Source organism: Gammaproteobacteria bacterium (assembly GCA_021647245.1).
In the GTDB taxonomy this organism is placed as follows: Bacteria; Pseudomonadota; Gammaproteobacteria; order RBG-16-57-12; family RBG-16-57-12; genus JAFLJP01.
In genome coordinates this window covers 13,267-39,539 of sequence record JAKIVC010000022.1, presented here as the reverse complement: position 1 = coordinate 39,539, position 26,273 = coordinate 13,267, and the positions used below count along the sequence as shown (strand labels likewise).

25 protein-coding genes and 2 tRNA genes are annotated in these 26,273 nt (G+C 49.6%); 19 read left to right on the top strand and 8 right to left on the bottom strand.

Translation table 11 applies throughout. The annotated features are described in order from the left end of the window. Window positions 1-17 precede the first annotated feature (17 nt). Window positions 18-2,156 (bottom strand): TonB-dependent receptor, encoded by a 2,139-nt coding sequence (locus L3J94_07830; GenBank protein ID MCF6218650.1) that lies wholly within the window; start codon window positions 2,154-2,156, stop codon window positions 18-20. A 704-nt stretch (window positions 2,157-2,860) separates the two neighbouring features. Here L3J94_07830 and L3J94_07825 point away from each other — a divergent pair. Genes L3J94_07825 through L3J94_07810 form a run of 4 tightly spaced genes read left to right on the top strand, consistent with a single transcriptional unit; the run spans window position 2,861 to window position 5,068 of the window. Further along, window positions 2,861-3,121, top strand: coding sequence for a DUF5062 family protein (locus L3J94_07825; protein MCF6218649.1), 261 nt, complete (start codon window positions 2,861-2,863; stop codon window positions 3,119-3,121). 22 nt (window positions 3,122-3,143) lie between these two features. Further along, window positions 3,144-3,710: an elongation factor P-like protein YeiP gene (gene yeiP / locus L3J94_07820; protein MCF6218648.1), complete on the top strand. Its 567-nt coding sequence runs from the start codon at window positions 3,144-3,146 to the stop codon at window positions 3,708-3,710. Window positions 3,711-3,741: 31 nt separating this feature from the next. After that, window positions 3,742-4,161, top strand: a complete 420-nt coding sequence (locus L3J94_07815; protein ID MCF6218647.1) for a secondary thiamine-phosphate synthase enzyme YjbQ — start codon at window positions 3,742-3,744, stop codon at window positions 4,159-4,161. Next, the gene (locus L3J94_07810; GenBank protein MCF6218646.1) at window positions 4,151-5,068 is read left to right on the top strand and encodes a TraB/GumN family protein; all 918 of its coding nucleotides are present in this window, start codon (window positions 4,151-4,153) and stop codon (window positions 5,066-5,068) included. Before L3J94_07815 ends, L3J94_07810 begins: the two co-directional genes overlap by 11 nt. Here the strand turns inward: L3J94_07810 and gluQRS are convergent. Next, window positions 5,054-5,962 carry a tRNA glutamyl-Q(34) synthetase GluQRS gene (gluQRS, locus tag L3J94_07805; protein MCF6218645.1) on the bottom strand — a complete coding sequence of 303 codons (909 nt, stop codon included), beginning with the start codon at window positions 5,960-5,962 and terminating at the stop codon, window positions 5,054-5,056. The two genes, L3J94_07810 and gluQRS, sit on opposite strands and share 15 nt — an antisense overlap. 228 nt (window positions 5,963-6,190) lie before the next feature. On the opposite strand from gluQRS, the gene L3J94_07800 reads away from it, so the two are divergent. Then, complete coding sequence (locus tag L3J94_07800) at window positions 6,191-6,793, top strand: peroxiredoxin (protein ID MCF6218644.1); 603 nt, start codon at window positions 6,191-6,193, stop codon at window positions 6,791-6,793. Window positions 6,794-6,974: 181 nt separating this feature from the next. On the opposite strand, the gene L3J94_07795 is transcribed toward L3J94_07800, so the two are convergent. From L3J94_07795 to L3J94_07785, 3 genes are all read right to left on the bottom strand, one after another. Then, window positions 6,975-7,050, bottom strand: a tRNA-Asn gene (locus L3J94_07795). A 52-nt stretch (window positions 7,051-7,102) separates the two neighbouring features. Then, window positions 7,103-7,178, bottom strand: a tRNA-Asn gene (locus L3J94_07790). 89 nt (window positions 7,179-7,267) lie between these two features. After that, complete coding sequence (locus L3J94_07785; protein ID MCF6218643.1) at window positions 7,268-8,455, bottom strand: pyridoxal phosphate-dependent aminotransferase; 1,188 nt, start codon at window positions 8,453-8,455, stop codon at window positions 7,268-7,270. Window positions 8,456-8,531: 76 nt separating this feature from the next. Here L3J94_07785 and uvrB point away from each other — a divergent pair, with 76 nt between their 5' ends. Continuing rightward, a complete protein-coding gene (gene uvrB / locus L3J94_07780) occupies window positions 8,532-10,544 on the top strand; it encodes an excinuclease ABC subunit UvrB (protein MCF6218642.1) in 2,013 nt (670 codons plus the stop codon). Window positions 10,545-10,601: 57 nt separating this feature from the next. On the opposite strand, the gene amrA is transcribed toward uvrB, so the two are convergent. Both amrA and amrB read right to left on the bottom strand, forming a co-directional pair. After that, window positions 10,602-11,195: an AmmeMemoRadiSam system protein A gene (amrA, locus tag L3J94_07775; protein MCF6218641.1), complete on the bottom strand. Its 594-nt coding sequence runs from the start codon at window positions 11,193-11,195 to the stop codon at window positions 10,602-10,604. Further along, on the bottom strand, window positions 11,182-11,967 hold the full coding sequence (amrB, locus tag L3J94_07770; protein ID MCF6218640.1) for an AmmeMemoRadiSam system protein B: 786 nt from the start codon (window positions 11,965-11,967) through the stop codon (window positions 11,182-11,184). The genes amrA and amrB overlap by 14 nt, the downstream gene beginning before the upstream one ends. Before the next feature lie 77 nt (window positions 11,968-12,044). Between amrB and amrS the strand changes: the two genes are divergently transcribed. Both amrS and L3J94_07760 read left to right on the top strand, forming a co-directional pair. Further along, entirely contained in the window at window positions 12,045-13,172 is a 1,128-nt protein-coding gene (gene amrS, locus L3J94_07765; GenBank protein ID MCF6218639.1) for an AmmeMemoRadiSam system radical SAM enzyme, read from the top strand. Window positions 13,173-13,332: 160 nt separating this feature from the next. Continuing rightward, on the top strand, window positions 13,333-15,558 hold the full coding sequence (locus tag L3J94_07760) for an NADP-dependent isocitrate dehydrogenase (GenBank protein ID MCF6218638.1): 2,226 nt from the start codon (window positions 13,333-13,335) through the stop codon (window positions 15,556-15,558). A 6-nt stretch (window positions 15,559-15,564) separates the two neighbouring features. Here L3J94_07760 and L3J94_07755 read toward each other — a convergent pair whose 3' ends face one another. Beyond that, window positions 15,565-16,323 (bottom strand): DUF481 domain-containing protein, encoded by a 759-nt coding sequence (locus L3J94_07755; protein ID MCF6218637.1) that lies wholly within the window; start codon window positions 16,321-16,323, stop codon window positions 15,565-15,567. Between the two features lie 190 nt (window positions 16,324-16,513). Between L3J94_07755 and L3J94_07750 the strand changes: the two genes are divergently transcribed. The 11 genes from L3J94_07750 to L3J94_07700 all read left to right on the top strand — a co-directional run bounded on the left by L3J94_07750 (window position 16,514) and on the right by L3J94_07700 (window position 26,268). Further along, window positions 16,514-17,704, top strand: coding sequence for an iron-containing alcohol dehydrogenase (locus L3J94_07750; protein ID MCF6218636.1), 1,191 nt, complete (start codon window positions 16,514-16,516; stop codon window positions 17,702-17,704). Window positions 17,705-18,173: 469 nt separating this feature from the next. Next, a complete protein-coding gene (locus L3J94_07745) occupies window positions 18,174-18,896 on the top strand; it encodes a hypothetical protein (protein ID MCF6218635.1) in 723 nt (240 codons plus the stop codon). 15 nt (window positions 18,897-18,911) lie between these two features. Then, window positions 18,912-20,102, top strand: a complete 1,191-nt coding sequence (locus L3J94_07740) for a hypothetical protein (GenBank protein MCF6218634.1) — start codon at window positions 18,912-18,914, stop codon at window positions 20,100-20,102. Then, window positions 20,099-20,269, top strand: a complete 171-nt coding sequence (locus tag L3J94_07735) for a hypothetical protein (GenBank protein ID MCF6218633.1) — start codon at window positions 20,099-20,101, stop codon at window positions 20,267-20,269. The genes L3J94_07740 and L3J94_07735 overlap by 4 nt, the downstream gene beginning before the upstream one ends. Window position 20,270: 1 nt before the next feature. Next, window positions 20,271-20,807: an ATP/GTP-binding protein gene (locus tag L3J94_07730; GenBank protein MCF6218632.1), complete on the top strand. Its 537-nt coding sequence runs from the start codon at window positions 20,271-20,273 to the stop codon at window positions 20,805-20,807. Next, entirely contained in the window at window positions 20,808-21,449 is a 642-nt protein-coding gene (locus L3J94_07725) for a hypothetical protein (protein ID MCF6218631.1), read from the top strand. Window positions 21,450-21,491: 42 nt separating this feature from the next. Further along, window positions 21,492-21,854 (top strand): roadblock/LC7 domain-containing protein, encoded by a 363-nt coding sequence (locus L3J94_07720; protein MCF6218630.1) that lies wholly within the window; start codon window positions 21,492-21,494, stop codon window positions 21,852-21,854. 47 nt (window positions 21,855-21,901) lie between these two features. Continuing rightward, entirely contained in the window at window positions 21,902-22,375 is a 474-nt protein-coding gene (locus L3J94_07715) for a PAS domain-containing protein (protein MCF6218629.1), read from the top strand. Between the two features lie 37 nt (window positions 22,376-22,412). Continuing rightward, window positions 22,413-23,159 carry a phosphate/phosphite/phosphonate ABC transporter substrate-binding protein gene (locus L3J94_07710; GenBank protein MCF6218628.1) on the top strand — a complete coding sequence of 249 codons (747 nt, stop codon included), beginning with the start codon at window positions 22,413-22,415 and terminating at the stop codon, window positions 23,157-23,159. Between the two features lie 267 nt (window positions 23,160-23,426). After that, window positions 23,427-24,299 carry a tetratricopeptide repeat protein gene (locus L3J94_07705; GenBank protein ID MCF6218627.1) on the top strand — a complete coding sequence of 291 codons (873 nt, stop codon included), beginning with the start codon at window positions 23,427-23,429 and terminating at the stop codon, window positions 24,297-24,299. 250 nt (window positions 24,300-24,549) lie between these two features. Continuing rightward, complete coding sequence (locus tag L3J94_07700) at window positions 24,550-26,268, top strand: VWA domain-containing protein (protein MCF6218626.1); 1,719 nt, start codon at window positions 24,550-24,552, stop codon at window positions 26,266-26,268. The last annotated feature ends 5 nt before the right edge of the window (window positions 26,269-26,273 follow it).

The following is a 26,273-nucleotide window of genomic DNA, read 5'->3' as shown; positions in this document are numbered from 1 at the left end:
GTGGTCTTTAATGCTTGCTATTTGAAGGTGTAGCTTAGCTCTACATAGAGGCTGCGCCCCTCCTGAGGGTAGTCATTGGCAACTCCCGCAGAGCCAGCGATGGGGTTATAGGGGGAGGGCTCGCGTATATCGTTATTGAGGGCGTTGCGAATACTGGCGGCAATCTCCAGAGGCTGTTTGAATAGATAGTTGCAGCGTGCGGTAAAATCAATCGCCATATAGTCATCGATGGGCGCACGTCCATCACTCAATGCCCGTTGACGACCGGCCACCCAGTTGGCCTGAGCGTTGAGGTTGCAGCGATCTGTTGTGCGCATACGCAGAGCCAGTGAGGCCTGATAACCCGGCGCATCAGCGACAGGCTCGGAACTTTCACGATCTTTGGAGCGCTGCCAAGAAAAATTTCCCAGCAGGGTTAGCTGCTTGGAGGCTATGTAGTTAAATTCCATCTCCATGCCGTAACCGCGCTGGTCATGGGCGTTTTGTGCAACACCGTCAGCACCGTAGGCAATTAGGTCACGCGCTTGGTATTGAAACAGATTCAGCGCCAAGTCTAGGTCGAAGGTGGGTTGGTAATCGAAGGCCAGCTCCAGCATATCCAACACCTCCGGGGTTAAATCTGGGTTACCTATGGTTGCGGGGTTATTGACATAATAGAGTTCACCAAAACCAGGGGCCCGAAAGGCACGGCCATAGAGTAGTTTGCTAGTAAGGTTGTAACGGGTGGCCCACACCAGTGCTATCCGGGGGTTAGTGGTGCTACCAAAATCGGAGTAGTGATCGTAGCGAATTCCCGTAGTTAACTCCCAGTCGCGGGCAAATTTCCATTCATCTTGAAATGAAATATGGCGCACAGTGCGAGATGAGTTGGGTAAAAAAATGTTAGGAGTGCCAGTCACCGAAGTTAAGGTGCCAGTAACTGGGGTGGGGTCGTTTTCATTATTATTCAGAGTTGTACCATCAAGTACACCAGGACCAAAGTTTTTGTTCTCCCAAACCGATACCCTTTCATGTTTGACTCCAAAGGCGAAACGAATTAGATGGTTGCGCTGACCATGATAGCTAAAAGCGCTCTCAAAACTGCTGTGATCCAACTTTCCGCCAGGGTTGCCACGCATGCCGTCAATGAAATTAGCGTAACCACCAAAGACAGAGCCGGGAATAAAAATATTACCTTGAGAATCCATTGGTATTACACTACCCGGGGGATAGAGCCAGTAGTAGGAATTTTGTTCAAGCCGCCGATATGCTAGCGTAGTGCTTAGCTGCCAATCTTTTGTGAAGTTTTTGTCTTCATAATTAAGTTTACCGGTGTACATGTCATTGGTTTGGTAGCCGTTCGGGTCAAACACCTGAGTAACTCCGATACCTAGTCTACCATCGCGTTGATTCCAGCTGTTTAACCAGAGATTCCATCGCCCCTTTTTCAAGTTGAAAGAGGTGTTGTAGAGTTCATACTGGGTATTCATATTACCTGTATTACCAGAGAAATCGCTCTCTATGTAGCGATTATTATCGCTATCAGTGGTGCTATATTCGAAGCTGAAGGCACTTTTCCAGTCAGCGAATTCTCCGCCATGTTGCAGCCAGATATCCCGCTGGCCAAATGAGCCGGCCCGCGCCCCGGCAATACTGCCGCTAAGCTCATCGGCGCTCTTGGTGATGACATTGATCACCCCGGCAAAGGCATCGGCACCATGCACAGCCGAGCCAGGCCCACGAATAACTTCGATACGCGAAATATTGGCTACCGGTAGTTTAAATTGTGATGGGCGGCTACCACTGATGGGTTCATTAATGGGGTGACCATTGATCAGCACAACGACCTGGGGGTTAAAGTTGCTGTGGATGCCACGAATCGAGTAGATGGCACTTTGACTGTACTGGTCTCTGGATACATGCAGCCCCGGAACAAATTCCAATGCCTCATCCAGTGTTCTGGCTCCCAGCGCTTTGATCTCTCTGGCGGTGATGACGCTAGCCACCGAGGGTGCAAGGTGAATGGGTTTTGCGCTACCCGTCGCGATGCTGATCATCTCTTCATCTTGATACAGTAGTAGAAAATCTTCTGCATAGAGTTCTGAATTGTTTTCAGCTGTCGCCGTAAAGCTGGATAGAAACAGCAGTATAAATATATTTTTCTTTAGGCACGTCACTGCGCTTGCCCCCCCTTTTTTTTCATTTTTTCCCAAGAGCGTTCTGAATCCCTAATCCCTAGGCAGAAACACGTATGCTGCACAAGCTATTGATTACACAACAAAACAAAAAATAACCGCCGAACCTGCGGGTGCAACTAATATTTTTAGCTTCACTGTGAAACCAAACGCTTACCCATCATCTCGCGTTTCTACCTAGGGATTAGGGTGAATATCCCCAGCTGATGGTGAAATTACTCTTCAGCCTTTTCGAGATACTTTTCGAGTAAGCAAAGATGTTTTCACTCTGTGGTAGAGGGGTTGTGCTCTATCCAGACGTTTCTTGAATATAGCCCGAATAATCCATCAAATATACACAATCTCACTTCTCTGTTGATTTTAAAGGAAATATTCACCTTGTCGCTCGTAATTACTGATGCAGAACGCTGTTGGTGATTCTCCTGCAAGACCAAATCTCTACGTGATGTTTGTGCAAATCCGTGAGATATCCGTGATCGTAAAGTTTCAGCCACTTGTATCGAGCCTTTATATTAATTATTTAGTGTTAATCTGCATATTTTGTGAAAAATATGTTTTTGGGTATTGGTATTTAAGGTTGTGTGGCGGAGATTTTATAAGGTACACCGTTTTGTATGGCAGTCACCGGGATTAAGGGTTAACCTTGATTTTACGAGATATCTGCACATCAAAAAAGGTCATGAGTGATGAAAAAATTGAAGCACGAGGCTGAGCTGGTCAAGTTGGCAGTTGAGGCCGGTGTGAAGTATGGGGAGGCGCGTGGTGCGGTTATTTTTGAGCCGACGGACTCCTTGAATGATAAAATCCTCTATATATACCGTCTGCTTATTCATGACAAATTAATGGTTCCTCTACCGGAAGATCAGGTCTCCATCAAGTCGATGAAGCATAAGCTGGCACTGTGGCATTCGCGGCAGCTGCCCAAAGGTCACCCACTATTGAAGTAGCCGATGATAATTGTAAGGAGCAATCATGAAAGCGGGTGAGGTTAAAAAAGGTTCGGTATTTAAGGTTAATAATCGAACAATCATTGTAAAGCAGGTGCAGGTTCAATCGCCCTCCTCACGCAGTGGCAATACGCTTTACAAGCTGCGTGGTCGTGATGTGGTCAGCAAACAGAAGTTTGAGGCGAGCTATAAGGGTGACGAGGTGTTGCAGGATGTCGATTTGATGCGGCGTCAGGTGCAGTTTCTGTTTCGTGATGGTGACGGTTGTACTTTCATGGATACTGAAACCTACGAACAATATACCCTCTCTGATGAAGCCTTGGCAGATGAAATAAACTACTTGAGTGATGGCCTTGAGGGGATCTATGCGCTGATTGTTGACGATCTGTTAATGGGGGTTGAGCTACCCACTACGGTGGTTCTTGAGATTATAGAGACCTCGCCCAGCATCAAGGGTGCATCGGCATCTGCGCGCACCAAACCGGCGACTTTGAGTAGTGGGCTGGTGGTTCAGGTGCCGGAGTATATTAGCTCGGGTGAGGTGATTAAGGTGAATACGGAGAGTGGTGAATTTATTTCACGTGCTTAGCCTGAGAATATCTGGATGAGGTGCTGTTTGTATGTGGCTACAGAAAGAGATCCGTTTGCGATCAAGGCCAAGGGGGTTTCATTTGGTCACTAAAGAGTTGCTTGATGAGTTGCCGGAACTGGCTGGCATCTCGGTTGGGATGGCGAACCTGTTTATTCAACACACTTCCGCCTCACTGACCATTAACGAAAATGCCGATCCCACCGTTAGGCAGGATTTTGAAGCCTACTTTTGCCGCAGTGTACCTGAAAATGAGTCCTATTATCGCCATGTGGACGAGGGTGCGGATGACCTTCCGGCCCACTTGAAAGCGAGTATTTTGGGGTGCAGCTTGAATATTCCGATCAGTGCCGGACAACTTAAGTTGGGGCTTTGGCAGGGCATCTATCTTGGTGAGCATCGCAATCATGGCGGATCAAGACGCTTGTTGGTGACGTTGCATGGCGAGTAACCATAAAGCCTGCGCCAGACCTGTTCACTGGGGGGTGCTATTGCTGGGGCTACTCTGGTTTGTGCCGCTCCATGCTGAGAATAACCACTGCCTGCTATGGGAGCTGCAAGGGGAGTACAACACGCTCTATCTGCTGGGCTCTATTCACATGATGCGGACGGAGGATTATCCGTTGGATAGTTGTGTGGATGATGCTTACCAAAAAAGCGCCTCTCTGGTTGTTGAGTTGAATATCCAGTTGATTGACCCACAGGAAATATCACAAAAAATGCGCCAGCTTGGGCGGTTACCCGTGGGTGAGACGCTAACAGAGCAGTTGAGTAGTGAGACGTTAAAACGGTTGTCGCAATACTCAGCACTGCCGATGAATTACCAGCAGATGCGCCCCTGGTACCTCGCGCTCACCATAACACTGCAAAAAATCAGTGAGCTGGGGTATCGTGCTGATCTGGGGGTGGATAATTACCTTATTAGCAAAGCTCAGGGTGTCAAACCGGTTATCAGTCTGGAGACTCTCGACCAACAGCTTGCGGTTTTAGCGGGCGATAATAGAGAAGAGCAAGACTTATCACTGCGACTGACACTAGAGCAGATGTCAGAAATGGCCGGTGATATGAATGAAATGAACAGCGCATGGCACCAAGGTGATGCTGCTGTCATCTATCGCCTGATGGAGGCCCCCAAGCAACACTATCCACAATTAGCGGCGCCGTTTGATCGCCTGGTGATTCAGCGCAACCGGCAGATGGCGGATAAAATCGCCGCATTACTGGAAGAGGCCGATGCTTACCTGGTGGTAATAGGTGCGGGGCACCTCGGGGGAGAGCAGGGTGTTATTGCGCTGTTGGAAAAAAGGGGATTCACCTTGATACAACAACCCAAGCTTGGGCGGTCAATGTTCTATTGAGGTGCTATGTTCTCCATCAAACGGTGCGGGTGATGGTGGTGCGGGTATCGCTTCAATACGCCAATTCTGCCTAGCCCATTGCCAGATTTCTGAAAGTGAATCTTGTCGAAGTGCGGCGGGTGGTGCCTGGCCTAGAAATAGCAGTGCATACCATAGATGGGGTGCCGGGTTGTCGGTATCCAGTGGCTTGGCAAAGGTTTGTTTGCTCAGTTTTTCTCCGGTGCGGTGAGTTACTAGCGGTAGATGGCAGTAGTCAGGTGTTGTCACTTTTAGCTTCTGTTGCAGGTAAATTTGTCGTGCTGTTACGGCGAGAAGATCGCCGCCTCGCACCACTTCGGTAACACCCAGTGCCGCATCATCAACCACCACCGCCAGCTGGTAGGCAAACAAGCCGTCTGCCCTTTTAATAACAAAATCACCGACCTCTCTGGTAATGTTTTGTTGCTGTAACCCTTGGAGACGATCATTAAATTGAAGGGTCGGCGTGTCACTCAATGTACGCAGCCGAATGGCGTGTGGCAGGCTGTTATTCTCTTGATGGCGGCAGTGCCCAGGATAGATAGGTGAGGCTGATAGCGATTTGCGTGTGCAGTGGCATGGGAAGGTTAACCCTTGTTTTTGTAGCTGCTCCAGTGCTGCATGATAGGCGGGGTGGCGTTGGCTTTGATAGATAACCTCTCCATGCCAGGCAAAGCCAAAAGCATCGAGGCAGCGGAGTATCGCATCAGCGGCACCGGGTATCTCTCTTGGCGGATCCAGATCTTCGATGCGCAGGTGCCACTCACCCTTTTGCGTTATGGCCGCTAAATAGCTGCCAACAGCGGCGACGAGTGATCCAAAATGGAGTGGCCCGGTGGGTGAGGGGGCAAACCGCCCCCGGTAGGGTGGATTCATTGTTGCTTTGCTGTTTGACACTTCATTTTCACATAATACACTGAGTCTCTCCACGAGTGGAGAGTCGAAACAAATATAGACTCACTCTAATTCGCATTGTACTATTCCACTTGCAAAGAATAATCTATTGTAACTACTCGGCGTATTTAGATTTTGTTTTAAGAAGCGTCGAAGCAAAAGGTGAATGCTCTGAGTGGTTATACTCTCTCAACCCTAGAGGATAATAGCGTGACTGTATTAGTAACTAAGCAAGCTCCTGATTTTTGTGCCCCCGCAGTTCTGGCTGACGGTACCATCGTGGATAATTTTAAACTCTCCGATCTGCGTGGAAAATATGTTGTTCTGTTCTTCTATCCACTGGATTTCACCTTTGTTTGCCCGTCTGAAATTTTGGCGCACGACCACCGTGTTGATGCCCTGAAAGAGCGTGGTGTTGAGGTGGTTGGTGTCTCAATCGACTCTCAGTTTTCCCATTATGCATGGCGTAATACGGCGGTTGATAAGGGTGGCATCGGCCCTATCAAATTTCCACTGGTGGCTGATATTGACCACTCAATTGTTAAGGCATACGGTGTTGAGCACCCTGAAGCCTCTGTGGCACTGCGCGGTTCGTTCTTGATCGATAAAGAGGGTGTGGTGCAGTCTCAAATCGTTAACAATTTGCCGCTTGGGCGTAATGTTGATGAGATGGTACGTTTGGTTGATGCACTTCAATTCTCTGAAGAGCACGGTGAAGTTTGTCCGGCCGGCTGGAACAAGGGTGATGAGGGAATGAAGCCGGATGCAGATGGCGTTGCTTCATATCTGGAGAAGCACGCTTCTGATTTGTAAAACTATCTACCCATATCTGTAGGCGCAAGCTTCAGCTTGCGGTGGATAGCACATTGCTATTTTCGCCATCTAAAGATGGCTCCTACAATATTATGGTTACTTGCCATGGGTGGCGTATTATATTTGTGTTATCCACAGGCAAAAAAAAGCCTATAGAGAGATCTATAGGCTTTTTTGTATTTGGCTCCCTGAGCTGGGCTCGAACCAGCGACAAACGGATTAACAGTCCGCTACTCTACCAACTGAGTTATCAGGGAATGGTAATAGGTAAAACTAAAAAACCTGGCATCACTTCCAGGTGTTTGAATATGGCTCCCTGAGCTGGGCTCGAACCAGCGACAAACGGATTAACAGTCCGCTACTCTACCAACTGAGTTATCAGGGAATAATTATCTACTCGATAAGATGTGCGTATAGTACAGAAACACCCCAAGTGGGTCAATACTAAAAATGATATTTATTTGGCGGTCAAAATCACTCGCAAAGCGCTGATTTAATACGCATAATTGCCTTTTCAAGGTTCTCCATGCTGGTGGCAAAAGAGAGTCTCATATAGCCGGGAGATCCAAAGGCTGAGCCAGGTACCAGTGCAATGCCCGCTTTGGTCAGGAAAAACTCTGCCAATTCGACATCATTGCTGATGTTATCCATTCGATCAATCACTCCCTGCATGCAAGGAAAAGAGTAAAATGCACCTTGTGACGGGAGGCACTCAACACCATCGATGCTATTTAAGGCCGCCACAATATAGTGATGACGCATTTTAAATGCTGTCAGCATCACATCAATACACTCACCGCCGCCGTTGAGTGCCGTGGTGGCGGCAACTTGCGAGATGGAGGTGGGGTTGGATGTGCTTTGTGACTGGATCTTTTTCATCGCCTTGATTAAGGGGGCTGGCCCTGCCGCATAACCGATACGCCAGCCTGTCATGGAGTAGGCTTTTGAGACTCCATTTAAGACCACCGTGCGATCATACAGTGCCGGACAAGCCATCAAGATATTACAGAACGGCTGATCGCCTAAAATGATATGTTCATACATGTCATCACTGGCAATGATGATGTTGGGGTATTTTTTGAGTACAGCAGCTAATGCAGCCAACTCGGCTTGACTGTAACAGGTACCACTCGGGTTGGAGGGGCTGTTGATCACCACGAGGCGTGTTTTATCTGTAATGGCCGCCTCAAGCATTTCTGCCGACATCTTGAACTGTTCATGCAGCGAGGTCTCAACAACTACCGGCGTGGCGTCGGCCAAAAGCACCATGTCTGGGTATGAGACCCAGTAGGGGGCGGGGATGATAACTTCATCTCCCTCATCCAGCATCGCCTGGGCAAGGTTGAAAAAACTCTGCTTGCCACCGCAAGAGACCAGCACCTGGTCTGCTTGGTAGCTCAGTTGATTATCGCGTTGCAGCTTATCAATGATCGCCTGCTTGAGTTCTGCGGTGCCGTCAACTGCGGTATACTTGGTGAATCCACTGTTGATTGCTTCGATAGCCGCCTGCTTTATATGCTCGGGCGTATCAAAATCGGGTTCGCCAGCACCCAGCCCGATAATATCTTTCCCAGCGGCTTTGAGTTCATTGGCCCGGGCAGTAACGAGGAGAGTAGGGGATGGTTTTATACGCTGGACGCGCTTTGAAAGATGTATGTTCAAGTGAAAGCCTTTTAGTCCACAAATCAGATACAGTAACGGTATACTACTGTATTCACGCGAATTTCAGAATCACTTTATGAGCAAACCCTTCAAATTAAATTCAGAATTCAAACCATCCGGAGACCAACCCTCGGCGATTGCAACATTAGTCGAGGGGCTAAAAGCCGGCGAGGCCGGAATGACCCTGCTGGGGGTTACCGGCTCGGGTAAAACATTTACCATTGCCAACGTCATTTCAGAATTGCAACGGCCCGCCCTGATCATGGCACCCAATAAAACATTGGCTGCTCAGCTCTATGCTGAAATACGCGAGTTTTTCCCCGAAAATGCGGTTGAATATTTTGTCTCCTACTATGACTACTACCAGCCAGAAGCCTATGTGCCCAGTACCGATACCTTCATAGAGAAGGATGCCTCAATTAATGAGCATATAGAGCAGATGCGCCTCTCGGCCACCAAGGCGATGCTTGAGCGTAAAGACACCATCATCGTCGCGACGGTTTCAGCAATTTATGGCTTGGGTGACCCTAACGCCTATTTGAAGATGATGTTGCACCTCTCTACAGGGGAGATGGTTGACCAACGGGCCGTACTGGCGCGCTTAGCGGAGCTGCAATACACCCGCAATGATACCGACTTCCACCGGGGTGTTTTTCGGGTGCGGGGTGAGGTGATCGACATCTTCCCGGCAGATGAGGAGAAGCGGGCACTGAGAATTGAGCTGTTTGATGATGAGGTGGAGTCACTGGCATGGTTTGACCCACTGACCGGTGAAGTGTTGCAGCGAGTACCTCGCGCCACGGTCTACCCTAGTACCCACTACGTGACACCACGCCAAACGATTTTGGATGCCCTCGAACATATTAAAGCTGAGTTAAAAGAGCGCCTTAAACAGTTACGCAGCCTTGATAAATTGGTGGAAGCGCAGCGTATTGAGCAGCGGGTTAACTACGATATTGAGATGATGCTGGAGCTGGGCTACTGCTCGGGCATCGAAAACTATTCACGTTACCTCTCGGGCCGTACACCGGGTGATGCACCGCCAACACTGTTTGATTATCTGCCCGATGATGCGCTGCTTATTATAGATGAAAGTCACGTCACAGTGCCGCAAATTGGCGGAATGTACAAAGGGGATCGAGCCAGAAAAGTGAACCTTGTCGAGTACGGTTTTAGGCTCCCCTCCGCGCTGGATAATCGCCCCATGAAGTTTGAGGAGTTTGAGCAGCGCTCACCACAAACAATCTATGTTTCGGCAACACCGGCAGAGTATGAGATGGAACACTCGGGTGAAGTGGCTGAGCAAGTGGTACGCCCCACTGGGCTGATTGACCCAGAAATTGAAGTTCGCCCGGTGGGTACTCAGGTGGACGACCTGCTTTCAGAGGCTAACAAGCGTATTGCGCTGGGTGAGCGGGTGCTGGTCACCACGCTGACCAAGCGAATGGCCGAGGATTTGAGTGATTACCTGAACGAACATGGGATAAAAGTCCGCTACCTGCACTCAGATATCGATACCGTTGAGCGAGTGGAAATTTTACGGGATTTACGGCTGGGCGTATTTGATGTACTGGTGGGTATTAACCTGCTACGCGAGGGGTTAGATATTCCCGAAGTTTCACTGGTGGCGATTCTCGATGCAGACAAAGAGGGCTTTTTACGCTCCAAACGCTCGCTGATTCAGACCATTGGCCGCGCTGCACGTAACCTGAATGGCCGCGCTATTTTATATGCCGATAAAATCACCAAATCTATGCGTATCGCGATGGATGAAACCGAACGGCGCAGAGAAAAGCAGATCGCTCACAACCAAGCCAATAACATCACACCACAAGGCATTAAAAAAGCGATACTTGATGTTATGCAAGGCGGGCGACCTGGCGGAGTGACCAGCGCAAAGGAGTACGCACATGTAGCCGATGAGGCGGCGATCTATGCAAAAATGACTCCTAGCCAACTCGAAAAAGAGATCAAAAAAATGGAAGATACCATGTACCTTCACGCCCGCAACCTGGAGTTTGAACAGGCGAGTGTGGTGCGAGACCAAATCCATCACCTTAAAGAGCGGGCACTGCTCTCTATCAGCTAGCGATGTTGGCCAACCTAAAAGCGACCCATAAAACGCCTGCGTGATCTGTGCGAAAATTTATGAAATATCTGGATTAGGGGGATCAATGCTGATGGTTTTATAGCGCTCAAAGTGAAGCGTTTCAGACCAGTAATCTGCCGGCAGGCCCGCCTTTAGTTTGAGCTGAGCAAGAAACTGGCGTGGCTCTGGCAAGCTCTCCCACACCGAGGGAAGAAAGGTGGCGCGGAGGTTGCCTTCGTGCAGAATAAGCCCATCAATGCCTGGCTGTAGTCGACGTAATAGCTCGGCTTGATCTTTTACTGGCAATGGCTCTGGTGGGGTAAGCAGTGATATGTGGAGCTGTAGATCGCTCAACTCATCTGCCTGAACAGGGGGGAAGCGAGGGTCACGAAAAGCCGCTGCAAAGGCATTCTCTGCCACATCAATAGCCAGTGGTCGGTAGGCTTCAAGGGTGCCGATACAGCCCCGTAACATACCCTGCTTTTCCAGCGTCACAAAACTTGCCCCTCGCTGTTGAAGTGCTGCTGGGTAGTCGTCGAGCTTTACCGTAGCAGGCTGATGGCGCTGCAAACCACATGTGATGGACTCTCTGGCAAGGGAGAGTAGTTGTTGTTTTGCTTGGCCCTCTAGGGGCTGTTTATTGTAGGACATAAGCACCATACCCGACCACACGATCCTTTGTGCCAGCGGTATCTCCTGAGTTGCGTAGATCAAGGGTAGTTACGTGCAGGTGGTGTGCTTTAGCGGCATGTAATAGTCCGATTATGGGTGCTCTTCCACACGCTTGCCCTGCACCAACCCCTTCCGTGTTCAGCGTTTCAATTGCTTGGCTAGTGGCCAGGTCGAGCGCCTTTGCCTTCGAGTAGCTCAGGTAGTGACTCAGGTCGGAACTCACTACTATCAGTGTTTCATCACCTCCCCACAGCGGCTCTAAAACTTCACTCACCTCTTCAGCAGAGGCATCACCCACCACCAGCGGCAGCAGAGTGAACTGTTGCAGGGTGCGCTGTAAAAAAGGGAGCTGCACCTCCAGACTGTGCTCACGTTGGTGAGCCTGCTCCAGCGGCTTTAGCTGGGGAAGTTTTTGAACCAGTGAAAGATCTTTTTTACATAGCTCAACAGCACCCAATGGGGTGACAAAAGTATCCGCTTCACTGCACGCAAGCCCGTGGAATGCAACAGAGTGCGAGGGGCCTAGCAAGATCACGCGGCGAACAGTGTCGCGCAGAGGTTGCAGCGCATTATAGGCACTGGCGGCAATCGCACCGGAGTAGATGTAACCAGCATGGGGGACAATTAATGCCTTGGGTCGATAGCCTTGCACAGGGTTCTGGGCCAGAAGCTCATCCACCATCACTGCCAGTAGCTGCGGATCGTCAGGATAGAAGCTTCCGGCAACGGCCGGTTTTCTGCTCATTTTCATGCGATTACCCCTCGTCATTACAGCCCTGTTCTACACTTAAGTGTAGCAGTGTATAGCACCATTCTGGAGGTGATAATATGACAGCAATAGACAGTTATCAGGATGCGCTTGATCACCCGTGGCCGACGCGTTACTGGCACCCGCTGGCAGATGGTCGGGTGCAGTGCGACCTCTGTCCGCGCTTTTGTCAGTTAAAAGAGGGGCAGCGTGGATTCTGCTTTGTGCGGGCTAATGTGAATAATGCCATTGTATTGACCACGTATGGCCGCTCAAGTGGCTATTGCATTGACCCTGTTGAGAAAAAACCACTTAACCACTTTCTACCCGGCACCCCGGTACTCTCATTTGGTACGGCGGGTTGTAACTTGGCCTGTAAGTTTTGTCAAAACTGGGATATCAGCAACTCTCGGGCGGTTGATACCTTGGCAGATGCGGCTTCCCCTGAGTTGATTGCGCGGGCTGCGGTGGCGCTAAAGTGCCGCAGTGTTGCCTACACCTACAATGATCCGGTTATCTTTCATGAATATGCGATTGATGTTGCCCAGGCGTGTGCAGAGCAGGGGGTAAAGTCGATTGCTGTGAGTGCCGGTTATGTGTGTGCAGCACCCCGGGCTGAGTTTTATGACGCTATGGATGCGGTGAATATTGACCTAAAATCGATGCGCGAACCGTTCTACCATAAACTCACCGGAGGGCATTTGCAGGCGGTGCTGGAGACTATTCAATATATCAAGCATGAAACGGATGTCTGGTTGGAACTCACAACACTGTTGATTCCCGGCGAAAATGATTCAGCTCAGGAGCTACAGCAACTCAGCCAGTGGGTGGTGGAAAAGTTAGGGCCCGATGTACCGCTGCACTTTAGCGCCTTTCACCCTGACTTTAAGATGATGGACAAGCCATCAACACCCGCTGAAACCCTGCAGCGGGCACGGAAAATTGCGCTCGATAATGGCCTGCATTATGTCTATACCGGCAATCTACACGATAAAGCCGGAGAGAGTACCTATTGCCACCTCTGTGGTGAAATGTTGATTGGTCGGGATGGGTATCAACTCTCTGAGTGGAACCTGACTTCTCAGGGGCATTGTCGCTTCTGTGATACCCCTTGTGCTGGTTTGTTTGAAGCGCAACCAGGTGGTTGGGGAGCGCGACGGCAGGTGGTGGACCTGAAAAGCTTTGTAACGACGTCTGAAGGAGGTTGAACACTGAACTACGCAGTGCTCTCATGGTGTTGTTATGTGAGCGCGGTGTGATGATTTTACTGGCCAGTGGGGAGGCCACTATTCCAAACCGCAAGTTTTTAGAAGTTCTGCACTATCTGGGGTAAAATGACCGCTTTTCCAATATTGCTCAGGGTTACTCATGATAGAAAAGGCAAAGATAATTTATACATTGACGGATGAAGCGCCAGCACTGGCGACCTACTCATTTCTGCCTATTGTAAAGAGGTTTGCCAGCGCTGCCGGTGTGATTATTGAGACCCGCGACATCTCTTTGGCCGGAAGAATTATTGCCAATTTCCCTGACTATTTAACCGCAGAACAGCGCCAGGCTGATGCGCTTGCGGAGTTGGGCGAGCTGGCAAAAACGCCCGCTGCCAATATCATTAAGCTACCCAATATTAGTGCCTCGGTTCCACAGTTGATTTCAGCCATTAAGGAGTTACAGGGCCACGGCTATGCGCTGCCTGACTACCCGGCAACCCCACAAAATGACGCAGAGCAAGCGATTAAAGCGTGTTATGCCAAAGTATTGGGTAGTGCCGTCAACCCGGTGTTACGTGAAGGTAACTCGGATCGTCGCGCCCCGGCCTCGGTTAAAAATTTCGCCCAAAAACATCCCCACAGCATGGGTGAGTGGTCGGCTGACTCAAAGAGCCGCGTGGCCCATATGTCGAGTGGGGATTTTTATGGCTCAGAAAAATCCATAACAGTTGCCACAGCAGGTCATTTTACGATTGAGTTTATCGCGGAAGATGGCACGGTGCGTGAGCTCAAATCGAGCAGCCCACTACTGGCCGGAGAGATCATTGATTCGGCTGTCATGAGCCACCAGGCGTTAAGTGAGTTTTTGGCGGCATCCATTGCCGAGGCGAAAGCACAAGGCACTCTCTTCTCACTGCACATGAAAGCGACCATGATGAAGATCTCTGACCCGATTATTTTTGGTACAGCGGTGAGCGTATTCTTTAAAAGCGTGTTTGATAAACATGCCGGGATATTTGCTGAACTCGGTATCAACCCAAATAACGGCCTGGGTGATGTTTATAATAAAATTGAGTCACTTTCGGCTGATAAACAAGCGGAAATAAAAGCGGATATAAGCGCGGTAATGGCAGCAAGTGCAGATATCGCCATGGTGGACTCCGATAAGGGCATCACCAACCTGCATGTGCCCAGTGATGTGATTGTCGATGCCTCGATGCCCGCGATGATTCGCGCCTCCGGCATGATGTGGAACCGTGAAGGCAAACAGCAAGATACCCTGGCGGTGATCCCGGATCGCTGCTATGCCGGTATCTATCAGCAGACCATCGACTTCTGCAAGGCGCACGGTGCGTTTGATCCGGCCACCATGGGTAGCGTGCCCAATGTCGGCCTGATGGCGCAAAAGGCAGAGGAGTACGGCTCTCACGATAAAACCTTCCAGATGAGTGGCAGCGGAGAGGTACGCGTTGTTGACCAAGATGGCAAATTGTTGATGGAGCAGGCCGTTGAAGCGGGTGATATTTTTCGCATGTGCCAGGTGAAAGATGCACCGATTCAGGATTGGGTTAAGCTGGCGGTCAAGCGTGCCCGTGCCAGCCAGACCCCGGCTGTTTTCTGGCTGGATAATCAGCGCGCTCACGATGCAGAGATTATCAAAAAGGTAAATTGTTACCTGCCAGAGCACGATACCTGTGGTCTGGATATTCGTATTATGTCACCCGAAGAGGCGATCGACTTTACCTTGACGCGCATTAAACAGGGGCACGACACCATCTCGGTGACCGGCAATGTATTGCGCGACTATCTTACCGATCTATTTCCTATTTTGGAGCTGGGTACCTCGGCAAAAATGCTCTCGATTGTGCCGTTGATGAAGGGCGGGGGCCTGTTCGAAACCGGTGCCGGTGGTTCAGCACCCAAACATGTTCAACAGCTGTTAAATGAGAACCACCTGCGTTGGGATTCGCTGGGTGAATTTCTTGCACTCTCCGCCTCTTTCGAGCACCTGGCGGTATCCCATAAAAATACCAAAGCGCAGCGGTTATCCGATACGTTGGAGCAGGCCACAGAACGTTTTCTCGATAGCAACAAATCCCCCTCACGGAAAGTAGGTGAGCTGGATAATCGGGGTAGCCACTTTTATTTGGCGATGTACTGGGCTGAGGCACTGGCCGTTCAAGAGGAGGATACCGAGCTTCAAGTGCACTTTAAACCACTGGCAAAAGCACTGAGCGATCATCAGGAAAAGATTATTGCAGAACTCAATGCCGTACAAGGCCAGGGTGTGGATATTGGCGGTTATTTTCTGCCAGACAGCGAGATGGTTGCCACAGTCATGCGTCCCAGTGAGTGCCTGAATAGACTGATAACCGCAACATAGCCTCAGCTAAAACGTATACTCCAGGCCGCTGCGATAGTTGATGTCATACTTTTCAACGGTCAGTGGCGGCTTGTTGTCATATGCGGCATCCAACCCAATAACCAGATCAAGACTTTTGGCTATTTTGACTTTAATACCACTCTGTAGCAGCAGGCGATAATCAGTCGTATCGTCAAAACGGGGTTGAAAGTAGAGTGTGCCAAACAGGTGGCTTTGCGGGTTGAGGGTGTGGGAGATAATGCTGTAAAAATTACCACGCCAGTTACGATGCTCTCTTCTCTCATCTACTGACAGTGATGTATCGTCAATACGCTCCCGCTCATAAAATGCACCGACACCTAAAATGATGCGGTTGTCTGTTTCTGCCCATTTATAGCGCAAACCACCCCCCACTAAAGTGCGCAACGAGAGTCGGGAAAAGCGATCATTTTGCAGCTGGGTAAAAAGCTCCCATGAAAAAGTAGCGTCCATCTTTTGTATATGGCGCAGATGAATAAACGCGTTATCATTATTAAGCTGACCATTCGCCTCACCGTAGTGGTAGCTGACCATTAAAATATCACTGTAGGTTTCCGTTCCCCGCTGTAACTGCGCTGACAGCTGAGTGTTGGTTTCATCGCTATTACCTTTCGAGCCACTGAAGTTGATACCCAGCGCACCGCTCAGGCCCAGCTCAACATCACGGCTATGAATTTCATCCAGATTGACAATGGCGTGTGCTGGCAGAGAGGCTAGCAATAGCAGAGCCAAAAGTTGCTTTTTCATGATTAAAATTTATCAACCTATTTTTGTCGCAAGAGTAGCAGATAAACAGGTGAATCGATATTGGATTGAGCACTACCCCCTACGGATGAAAGCGCTCTAGATCTAGAGACACAAAAAATTGTCGGGGTTAGCGGTTTCAGCTATCGTTTAATGTGTATTGTTTGTATGCAAAAAATAAGGATCACGCTTGATGTCGCTCACCTCGTTTTCTATTTCCAGAGTTCCCCGCATTGAATATGGGCGGGGCAGTTTTGCTAAAATTCCGCTGATTATGAAACTGTACGGTACCAAAGTGCTACTGGTCACTGGTAGCCGCTCTCTGCAGCAGCAGTCGCAATGGCAGTGGCTAATGGATGCTTTGCGGGTGGATGGTTTTGAGTGGCAGCAGGTTGTGATCAGTGGTGAGCCATCACCACAGTGCATTGATGAAGTGGTAGCCGAATACCACCCTCAACAGATTGAAGTGGTGTTAGGTATTGGTGGTGGCAGTGTGCTGGATGCCGCAAAGGCGATTGCCGGGCTGCTGAAGCCCGGTAACTCAGTGATGGATCATCTGGAAGGTGTTGGGCCGGAGAAAATTTATCGTGGCCCATCCACCCCCTTTATTGCGGTGCCAACAACAGCGGGCACCGGTAGTGAAGCGACTAAAAACGCAGTGCTGAGTATGCAAGGGGCAGAGGGGTTCAAGAAATCATTTCGGGATGACCAGCTGGTGGCAGAGTATGCGATTCTGGATCCGCTGTTGCTAAACGGTTGTAGCGCTGAGCTTATTGCCGGTAATGGCATGGATGCGCTGACCCAACTGCTGGAATCCTACCTCTCAACCAAGGCAAATCCTTTCACAGATGCACTGGCTCTGAGCGGCTTGAGGAGGGTGCGAGATAGTCTGCTGGATTGGTATCAAAAGGGTGACCAGGCCACAGAGGCGCAAGATAACATGCTCTATGCCGCCTGGTTATCCGGGGTGACCCTGGCGCAAGTAGGCCTAGGCTCAGTGCATGGCCTCGCCTCACCATTGGGTGCCTTCTTCCCCATCCCCCATGGTATCGCTTGCGGCACCCTGGTTGCCGAGGCAAGCAAGGTGAATATTGTTGCGATGCAATCGAGGGACCCGCAAAACCCAGGGTTGAAACGCTACGCCGAGGTCGGTCGCCTATTCAGTCGTAAACATCACCAAAGTGATGAAGAGGCTCAGCAGATGTTGACCGCGCAGCTTAGCGAGTGGACGGCACATCTGCAATTGCCGGGTCTGTCTCACTACGGGGTAACCCCATCGATGCTTACGAAGGTGGTAGAAAACTGCCGGGGTAGCAGCATGAAAACAAACCCGATTGTTCTGTTTGATGAGGAGGTTATGAGCCTATTGTCCGCCCGTTTATAGCGGTAGCTCCCCTCTCTATTTCTTACCACCTGAACCGCGCTATTATAATATGACCTGGTATTGCCACTTAAAGTAAGGTTATTTTTCTGTATTCATCAACGATTGCCATTAACTTTGTCACCAAATTGCCGTCATATGGGGTGCGAGTTCTATCATGTGGCATAGAAATTAACCCTTTTATAAATCTTTAAGAGCACCAAAACCATGTCGGCTATTCATCTAGTACATCAACCACCTTATATTGCCTGGTCAGCGATTCTGTGGCATTTCGCATCAAGGCATAGCTCGCAGGTAATGGTTATTCCCTTGGCAAGCGCTATAACGCCGAGGCGGAGTGCCACAGAAACGCCCGCAGGGTTGATCTGTCAGTACCCATGGCGGTGTTGCGTTTCTTGTAAAGAGAATACAATTCCCTGCGAAACGCGCCTTGCCATGGGCACTGACAGATCAACTGACCAGGCAATATAAGATGGTTGATGTACTAGGTTGTGATGTACCCGCTACGGACAGCATTGAGAGTGACCTTTTACGACAGGATCCCTGTTTTTTTTCTGCCAGCGATTATGCGCAGAGTAGACCGGGCGACATGGATGATAAAATATTAGAGCACCTTGCTCACCGTATTCAGAGAGTCCCCGCCGATCTGGCGGCCCATCTGCAACGCTTAAAAATATATCATCAACATGATCACCGGGAAGGGTTATACGGCTCCTTGCTCGATCTCTTTATCGCGCTGGGCGACAACGGCAGCGCCTTGCGATTGCGGCTGTTACGGGGCGTTGCTGCGCGGTTGACCAAGCCTCAGCTTGCTCTGTTTAAAGCGGGGATGCAGCGTGGCCTCTTGGCAACCAATATGATGCCACTCACCCGCTACTCCCGTTTAAGTGCAGCGGTGAGTGGCTCACTGAATATAAGTGAAGAGCAGGTAGACGTGGCACATGTGGCCGATACCGCACTGATAGATGAGGTGCGTGACCTGTTGAATAGCGGGCAGATTGAAACCGCTCAAAAGTTATTGGAGCAAGCGTTGCAGCAGGCGCCACAGCAGGGGGAGTTAAGCCTGGAGCTGTTGATGATTTATCGGCACACAGAGAATAGAGATGCTTTTCGAGTGAGCTATAAAAAATGTCCAGAGTGGCCACAGGCTGTACAAACCGAGTGGCATAAACAAGCTGAGGCTTTTGATCTGTAAAGAGGGTGTTATGCGATGAAAGCATCGGGAGAAAATAGCTTAACAGCCACTGTTTACGGCATGGATGAACGGTCATGCGAAGCGCTGCGTATGGCCTTTAATGGCCCCGGTAAAGAGTGCTGCACGCTCACTGATGATGCCGCATCCGCCGATATGTCCATCGTTAATATGGACAGTGTTGATGGTGAAAGCCTGTTAGAAAAAGTGCGTAACGACTACCCGTTGCGACACATCATTGTACTCTCAGTGAACGACCCCCAGCTCGAAGATACTCACTATGTGGCACGCCCCATTCGGGTCGATATGCTGATAAAAACAATCAAAAAAGTCTCCCAGTTACCGCTGCTTGAGCCTCGGCGGGTTGGTGAAGCCATAGCGATGAAGAGTGAGTTAAAAGAGGACGCAGTTACTCGCCATACAGAGCAGGTTAAAGCGCCCGCAGCTGAAAAGGTGAGTCGAGTTGAACCTAAAAAACGCCCCGTTAGCCGCACTCGCATACCCCCGGTGGACTTTAGCCAGGCGGAGTCCAAAGAGAGCTATTTCTACGACCCTGAAAACCACCTTCAAGGGGAAGTTGCTAGCGCAATTAAACGGGCTGTAAAAAAGAATAGTGCCGTTCAACTCAGTATTAGAATTGGCGGTGAGTGGAAGACAATTACGGTTCTTCCGGAGGCAAAAAAAGTAATTACCTCCATTAATGAAACCTGGCTGGAGCGGCTTTGCACCTCACCACTCTGTACCCTTGAGGTGAAAATGCGCACCCATAATAGGAAGAATAGCCTTGAACTGGAGTATCGTGCTGTTGAGACCAAAGCGGGTAGCTCAATGGATGCATTTTTATGGCGAGTGGCGCTATGGAGTGCGCAAGGGAGAGTACCCCTCGGGACAGATTTAAATGCGCCGGTCTATCTGAGGCACTGGCCAAACATCACCCGCTTGCGTGTTTCACCCAGCATGATGCGTGCTATCACGCTGCTCATAGGCCAGCCCCGCAAGCTTCCCTTGATCAGCCAGGTATTGGGTATCCCATATAGTCAGGTGTTTTCACTCTACAGTGCAGCGCATGCAATCGGGCTGGCCGGCTCTGCCCATCGAATGGCTGACTCCTTAATAGAGCCTGCGCCCATAAAACAGCACCGGCTCCATGGCTTGTTTGGGAAAATATTAAACAAATTGAGACCTTTGCACGAGAGGATGCACGGATGAAAAAGGTTAAAATGCACCTTATTTTCGTTGAAAACCTGGTGAATAGCGCACTACTCGCTGCATTTTATGCCTTAATCAGTCAAATTTTATCTCTTTTTTCTCGCGCCCCTGTTGTGCAAGGGTCTCAAACTAAAGCGTCCTTAATCGCGCATAAATTTGGACAATAGCATGAGCAATCATAAAATTATTTTCACCGGGCCGGTGGGTGCGGGCAAGACAACGGCGATTAGCTCCATTAGTGACTCACCGGTGGTTAAGACCGATGAACATGCCAGTGATATGGCCCGAGATCACAAGCCGGAAACCACAGTTGCCATGGATTACGGTGTCATGCTGTTGGGTGATAATGAACGAATTCACCTCTATGGCACGCCCGGTCAGGAGCGTTTCAGCTTTATGTGGGAAATTCTTAGCCAGGGTGGGCTGGGGTTGGTTTTGCTGCTGGATAATAGCCGCGCCGATCCCTTTAAAGATATGGCTTTTTTTCTCGATGCCTTTAAAAACTTTATTGCGGAAAATAAGGTAGCCATCGGTATTACAAAAATGGATGTCAGTCCCGAACCCTCACTGGAAGATTACCACAAGAAAATTCAAGAGCACGGTATTAACCCACCACTCTTTGAGGTAGATGCCCGAGAGGGTGAAGATATTTCCAAGCTGGTAGAGGCGCTGCTGTTTACACTTGATCCATGGTTGGGCGAATAGATGAGCGAATTACAATTAATGACAGAGTATTACGTGGTGCCGACCCCTGCAGGGGCATACTACGCCATTTCAAGTAACCATAGTGACCCGGCAAGGCAGCTGCTATTTTCACTGCTGTCAAAACCGAAAAGCCGTTATTTGACACTGGAAAAACTGAAAAAATTATCCAATATTGCGGATGAGCAAGATGCACTGTCACTGCTGCATCGATCTCAAAAACTGGGTTGGCTGCAAGGCTTTGACGATAAGCAGCACTCACCCAAAGGAAGGCTGGAAGAGGTCGCTCCCCCGTTACTGGCGGCGCTTTGTGGCTCGGGAAAGGCGTTGTTAGCCGATGAAGAAGGGTTTTATCTGGCCACCCATGGCTTTGCCCATGAGGCAGCAGAAGAGATTTCAGCACTCAGTGCCGACCTCGCCTCCTTGCACCAGCGGCACACGGGCTTGCTGCAAAACAATCTGAGTATGGCATCTTCTGCGTGGGCGGTAGTCAATGCCGGGGGGGATAGCGAGCTGGGGTTTTGGCCGCTCTATATCGGAGAGCAGCGATTTTCACTGGTGATCAGCGGACTGCCGACGTTGAATCAACCGGCTTTTATGCAACTTATCTGGTTTCTCAGTGAGCGGTACATCCAAAAAAATTGATTAGTTTGATTTATTACCAAGCAGGATTATAGGAGTCACGTTATGCGTTCAGATTTATTAACCTCCATCTTAAGTGACCTGAATGGAAGCTCCGCTGATATTGAAGCATCGGCCATCATCTCTACCGACGGACTCATGATAGCGGCGATGCTTCCCGCCGGCATGGATGAAGATAGAGTCGGTGCCATGGGTGCAGCGATGTTGTCACTGGGCGACCGCACCTCACAAGAGCTACAGCGGGGCGAGCTGGAGCAGGTGCTGATTAAGGGCAATAACGGCTATGTATTGATGGCCCATGCTGGCCGAGATGCGGTGATCTCCGTTATGGCAAAACCGACGGCACGGCTGGGGCTGATCTTTCTTGATGTGAAAAGAGCAGCAGAAGATGTGACCAAAATATTGTAGCCCGGTTGAGTCAAATAGAGCACGGCTACTGCAATCGAGGAGTGCATATGAACGATATGAATACAGCCGATATTATCGGAGAATACCGTGAAATGGTGCTGACATTTCATGATGATTCACAACGAAAAATTTTCTACACAGAGATCGAATCCCCAGTGCCTGATGGGCGTTTGATTGTTTCCCGCACCGACCTAAAGGGGGCAATCACCCATGCCAACGAATCATTTGTTGAGATGTCGGGTTACACACGAGAAGAGCTGATGGGTGCACCACACTATATTTTGCGCCACCCGGCAATGCCCGCCGCCGCCTTTCAGGGGCTATGGAGTACCCTGGCAGAAAAGAAGAAGTGGCACGGCTATGTCAAAAACCTGCGTAAAGATGGCGGGTTCTATTGGGTCTATGCCACCGTTATTCCCAACATAAGAGAGGGTAAGGTTTTAGGTTACACCTCGGTACGCCGTCGCCCCTCCAAAACCAAAGTAAAGGAAGCACAAGCACTCTATGAGACGTTAACGTAACCACTTGTAGATCCCTTCTATCTCTGGAGTAAACAACATGAAATATACATTCACGGTTAGCCCAGACTTCAACCCGGAGTTCATCTCCGGCTGGTTTTTTTTCAACACCTGGCTACAAAAAAGCCTTAATGAACAGATCCATCTTGAACTCTATAATGACTTTGAGTCACAGCGTAAAGCCATTGCAAATGACGAAATAGATTTGATCTATGCCAACCCGTTTGATGCATCAAAACTGGTGCGAGAAAAAAGTTTTGTACCGATTGCCTGCCCAGATAATGCGGCTGATGAGGCGATTATTGCGGTGAGTGCCGAAAGCAGTGTCTCGAATGTAGACGAGTTGCAGCCAGGGCTGCGTATCTCAAAAACTGACGATCCGGATGTCAATATGGTCTGCTCACTGATGCTTGAGCCTGCAAATTTGGATGCAAAAAATACCACCGCAGCGACCCGGGCAACCTACGTCCTTGTAGCAAAAGACCTCATTACTCAGGATGCTGACGTAGGTTTTTTCCTCGCAGACACCTATACAAACTTATCGAAAATGACCCGCAGTAAATTAAAATCACTGGTGCGCAGCGATATTCATGACATTCATCACCTGCTGTTAGCCGGGCCGCAGATAAGCCATAAACGTGATGAGATACTGGAAAATTTACTGGCCATGCCCGCGCACGAAAAAGGGCGGGGTGTATTACAAGGGCTAGGTATTGAAAGCTGGAAGGTGGTCGAGCAGGAAGATACAGAGTTTATGATCGACTTGATGGAGACGCTAAAAAATTAAAAGGATGACCACACTGATAAAAGCCCCTGATATTTTTGCCGCCATTGCGGTATTGCTATTAGGGTCGGTATTTTTATATTGTGCGGCCATTTTATGGGTAGTCGATCGAGTGTTAAAAGGGGGCGGAACATGAAAGGGGCAAAGAGGTAAAAGAGTGCTCATTACGGGTGCATTTAGCCCGTAGGCTCTACAAACTCGATACAGTTTTGAGGATTTAACTGTTATTCTATCCCTTGGATAAAAACGCAAAACATTATAGAGATTAGTATGAGCCAGGATGTGTATATATTTGAAGCGACGGAGAAAAATTTTCCGTCGATTGTAATTGATAACTCCCAAAAAATACCGGTGTTGGTTGGGTTTATGGGGGTATGGTCTGAGCCATGCTTTGTGGTGGCTGACCTCTTTAGTGAACTTGCCAAGGAGTTTGCCAGCCAGTTTATCTTTGCCAAAGTGGATATTGATGAGCAGCCTGAGTTGAGAAAACGCTACCAGATCGAAAATTTACCCACTGTGGTGGTGATCAGCAACGGTGAGGTTGTGGGTATTGAGGTGGGTCAGTTGGATGAGCTGAGTGCGCGGGCACTGTTGAAAAAGTTTGGTGTATTCCATGCGTCCGATGTTTTGCGCGAGCAGGCCCGTGAAAAACACCTTGCAGGGGAGACTGCCACCGCGATTAACCTGTTGTCCCAAGCGATTCGACAACACCCCTCCAATACCCGCATTGCCATGGATATGGTGCAGATTTTTATCGACATAGGTGATCTTGAGGGTGCCAAAGCTCTCTTTGCCAAGCTGCCAGAGCAGGATAGAAACAGTGATATAGGCAAGGGGTTAAGCGGGCAAATTACGGTGAATGAGTACGCGGTTAAAACCGTAGGAATCGATGCGCTGCAAGCGCAGCTTCAGAGCACACCTGATGATGCCGAGGCACGCTTCGATCTGGCCATTTGCCTGATGAGCCAGCATGATTATCAGGCTGCGATGGAACATCTGTTGTCGATTCTGAAAAGCAACCCCGACTTTAAAGGTGGGGGCGCTAAAGAGATGATGATTAATATCATTCGTACCCTGACAGCGACCACCCCTGAGTTAGCGAAAACCTATCAGCGTAAATTCAGCCAGGTGATGGCAGAATGAAAGGGGTTGTCGCGCTTGGTATTTTTAAATTTGTACAGCTGGCTGGTTAGGGCATAACGAACAAGTGGGTGTGGCACTGTTTTTTGAGGGCGAAAAACACCCCGAAAAATGAGGCCGCGCCGCTCAGTGGCAATAAAGAGCCAAAGGGTGATTAAACCTTTCTGTTTTATTGACCGATAGCTGATGGTGTAACCGCGTGCGGAGTCAGATCCGCTACTGAAGCCTGTCAAATAATAAAAGCCAAAGAAGCATGATGAATCTGCCCCGTTTATCACCACCACTTTTTCTGTTTTGCTGCTTAATGCTGCTAAGCCCCTCCTTGGCTTTAGCGGCTACCGAGCAGATTGCGCTGCCAGCGCTGCCCCAGCTTAAGGTGGAAGAGGTCCCCTCAAGCCCGCCTGAACACCCTTCACAACCGGTAGCGACTGAGACTTCTCCCGCACCCCTTAACCGCTCACCAAGAGAGGCCAAGCCTCGCGCTATTGCAGAGCAGGGATTGGATATTGTTCTGGTTATGGATAGTTCGGGTTCAATGAAAAAAAATGACCCGAATGATCTGCGCAAGCCGGCGGCTAAATTATTGATCTCTCTGCTTGGCAAAGATGATCGGGCATCGATCGTCAGCTTTAGTGATGATGGCTACCCCGTTGCCTACCTAACCGGCACCCATAGCGCCTCGAATAATGATCTGTTATTTAAAGCAGTTGAGAAGATTTCAAACAAGGGGGCCTATACCAATTTGGCAGGTGCAATCAAAGCCGCGACTCGGGTTTATGAGCAGGCGTGGGATAGCCAGCGAAAGCATGTGGTGGTGCTGATGTCCGATGGCAAGGTGGATCTGGCATCGGCTGTTGAGGATGAAAAGGCCACGGCTGAACTGATCACAAAGTTGTTGCCGGTGTTAAAAGAGAAACAGATTCAGGTCTATACCATTGCATTTACTGATAATTCGGATATGCGGCTGCTCCAGGGTATAGCCAATTTAACCGATGGCCACTTTAACATCGCACGTACCGACAAAGACCTTCATCAGGTATTTGCCTCTATTTTTGAGCAGAGTAAAGAGCCTGATATTTTACCGATGCGGAGTGGTCGCTTTTCGGTCGATCACAACGTCCGAGAGATGACCATTATTGCTAATAAGGCATCATTGGATACTCGGGTATCATTAACGCTGCCCAGTGGTCGGGTGCTGGAGAGTGACCGTGCACCCGCTGATATCAAGTGGCTGGTTTCAGATCAGTTTGATCTGATTACCATTCAAAACCCAGAGCCAGGTGAGTGGGCAATGCTGCCTGAAGGGGAGGCAAATAGAGCCTATATCATCACTGATTTGAAAATGGCGTTACACGTATTACCAGAGCAACCACAGCGCGGTGATCGCCTTGAGTTCAATATCTGGCTGGAAGATGATGGCCACTTGCTGAGCAAACAAGAGGTGCTCTCGGCACTGCGTGTCGATCTGGTTGAAAATCTACCCAGTGGCCACAGTCAGCGCATTGCACTCCAGGGTGACAGAGCGGCCAATGGCACTCTGTCGGGTTACTATCGCAGTGATATTTTGTTAAACGAATATGGGCGTTACCGCATCGAAGTCACGGCATCGACCGGCACTTTTGATCGTGTTAAATCCAAGGTAATTGATTTAACGCCGCCAATGAAGCCACAAGAGGTGTTGAACGCGTTGGAAGATCCCAACAGCACGGTTTTGCAACCCTTGGCAGGTGCCGAGCACGTCTATACAGTACCACCGCCCGTCGAGCACCCACCTCAACCGGCTGTCACTCCCGCACCTGTCGTCCCCGCCGTAGTTGAGTACTTGCCCGAAGAGAGCGATGCAGAGAGTGGGGTGCTGCTGGCGGTTATTATTTTCATTATATTTAATCTTATCTTGGCTGCAGGCGGCGGAATAATATGGTGGGTTCAGCGTCGTAAATCGATTGCCAGCCAAAGCGGGGTCACATCATGAAAAGA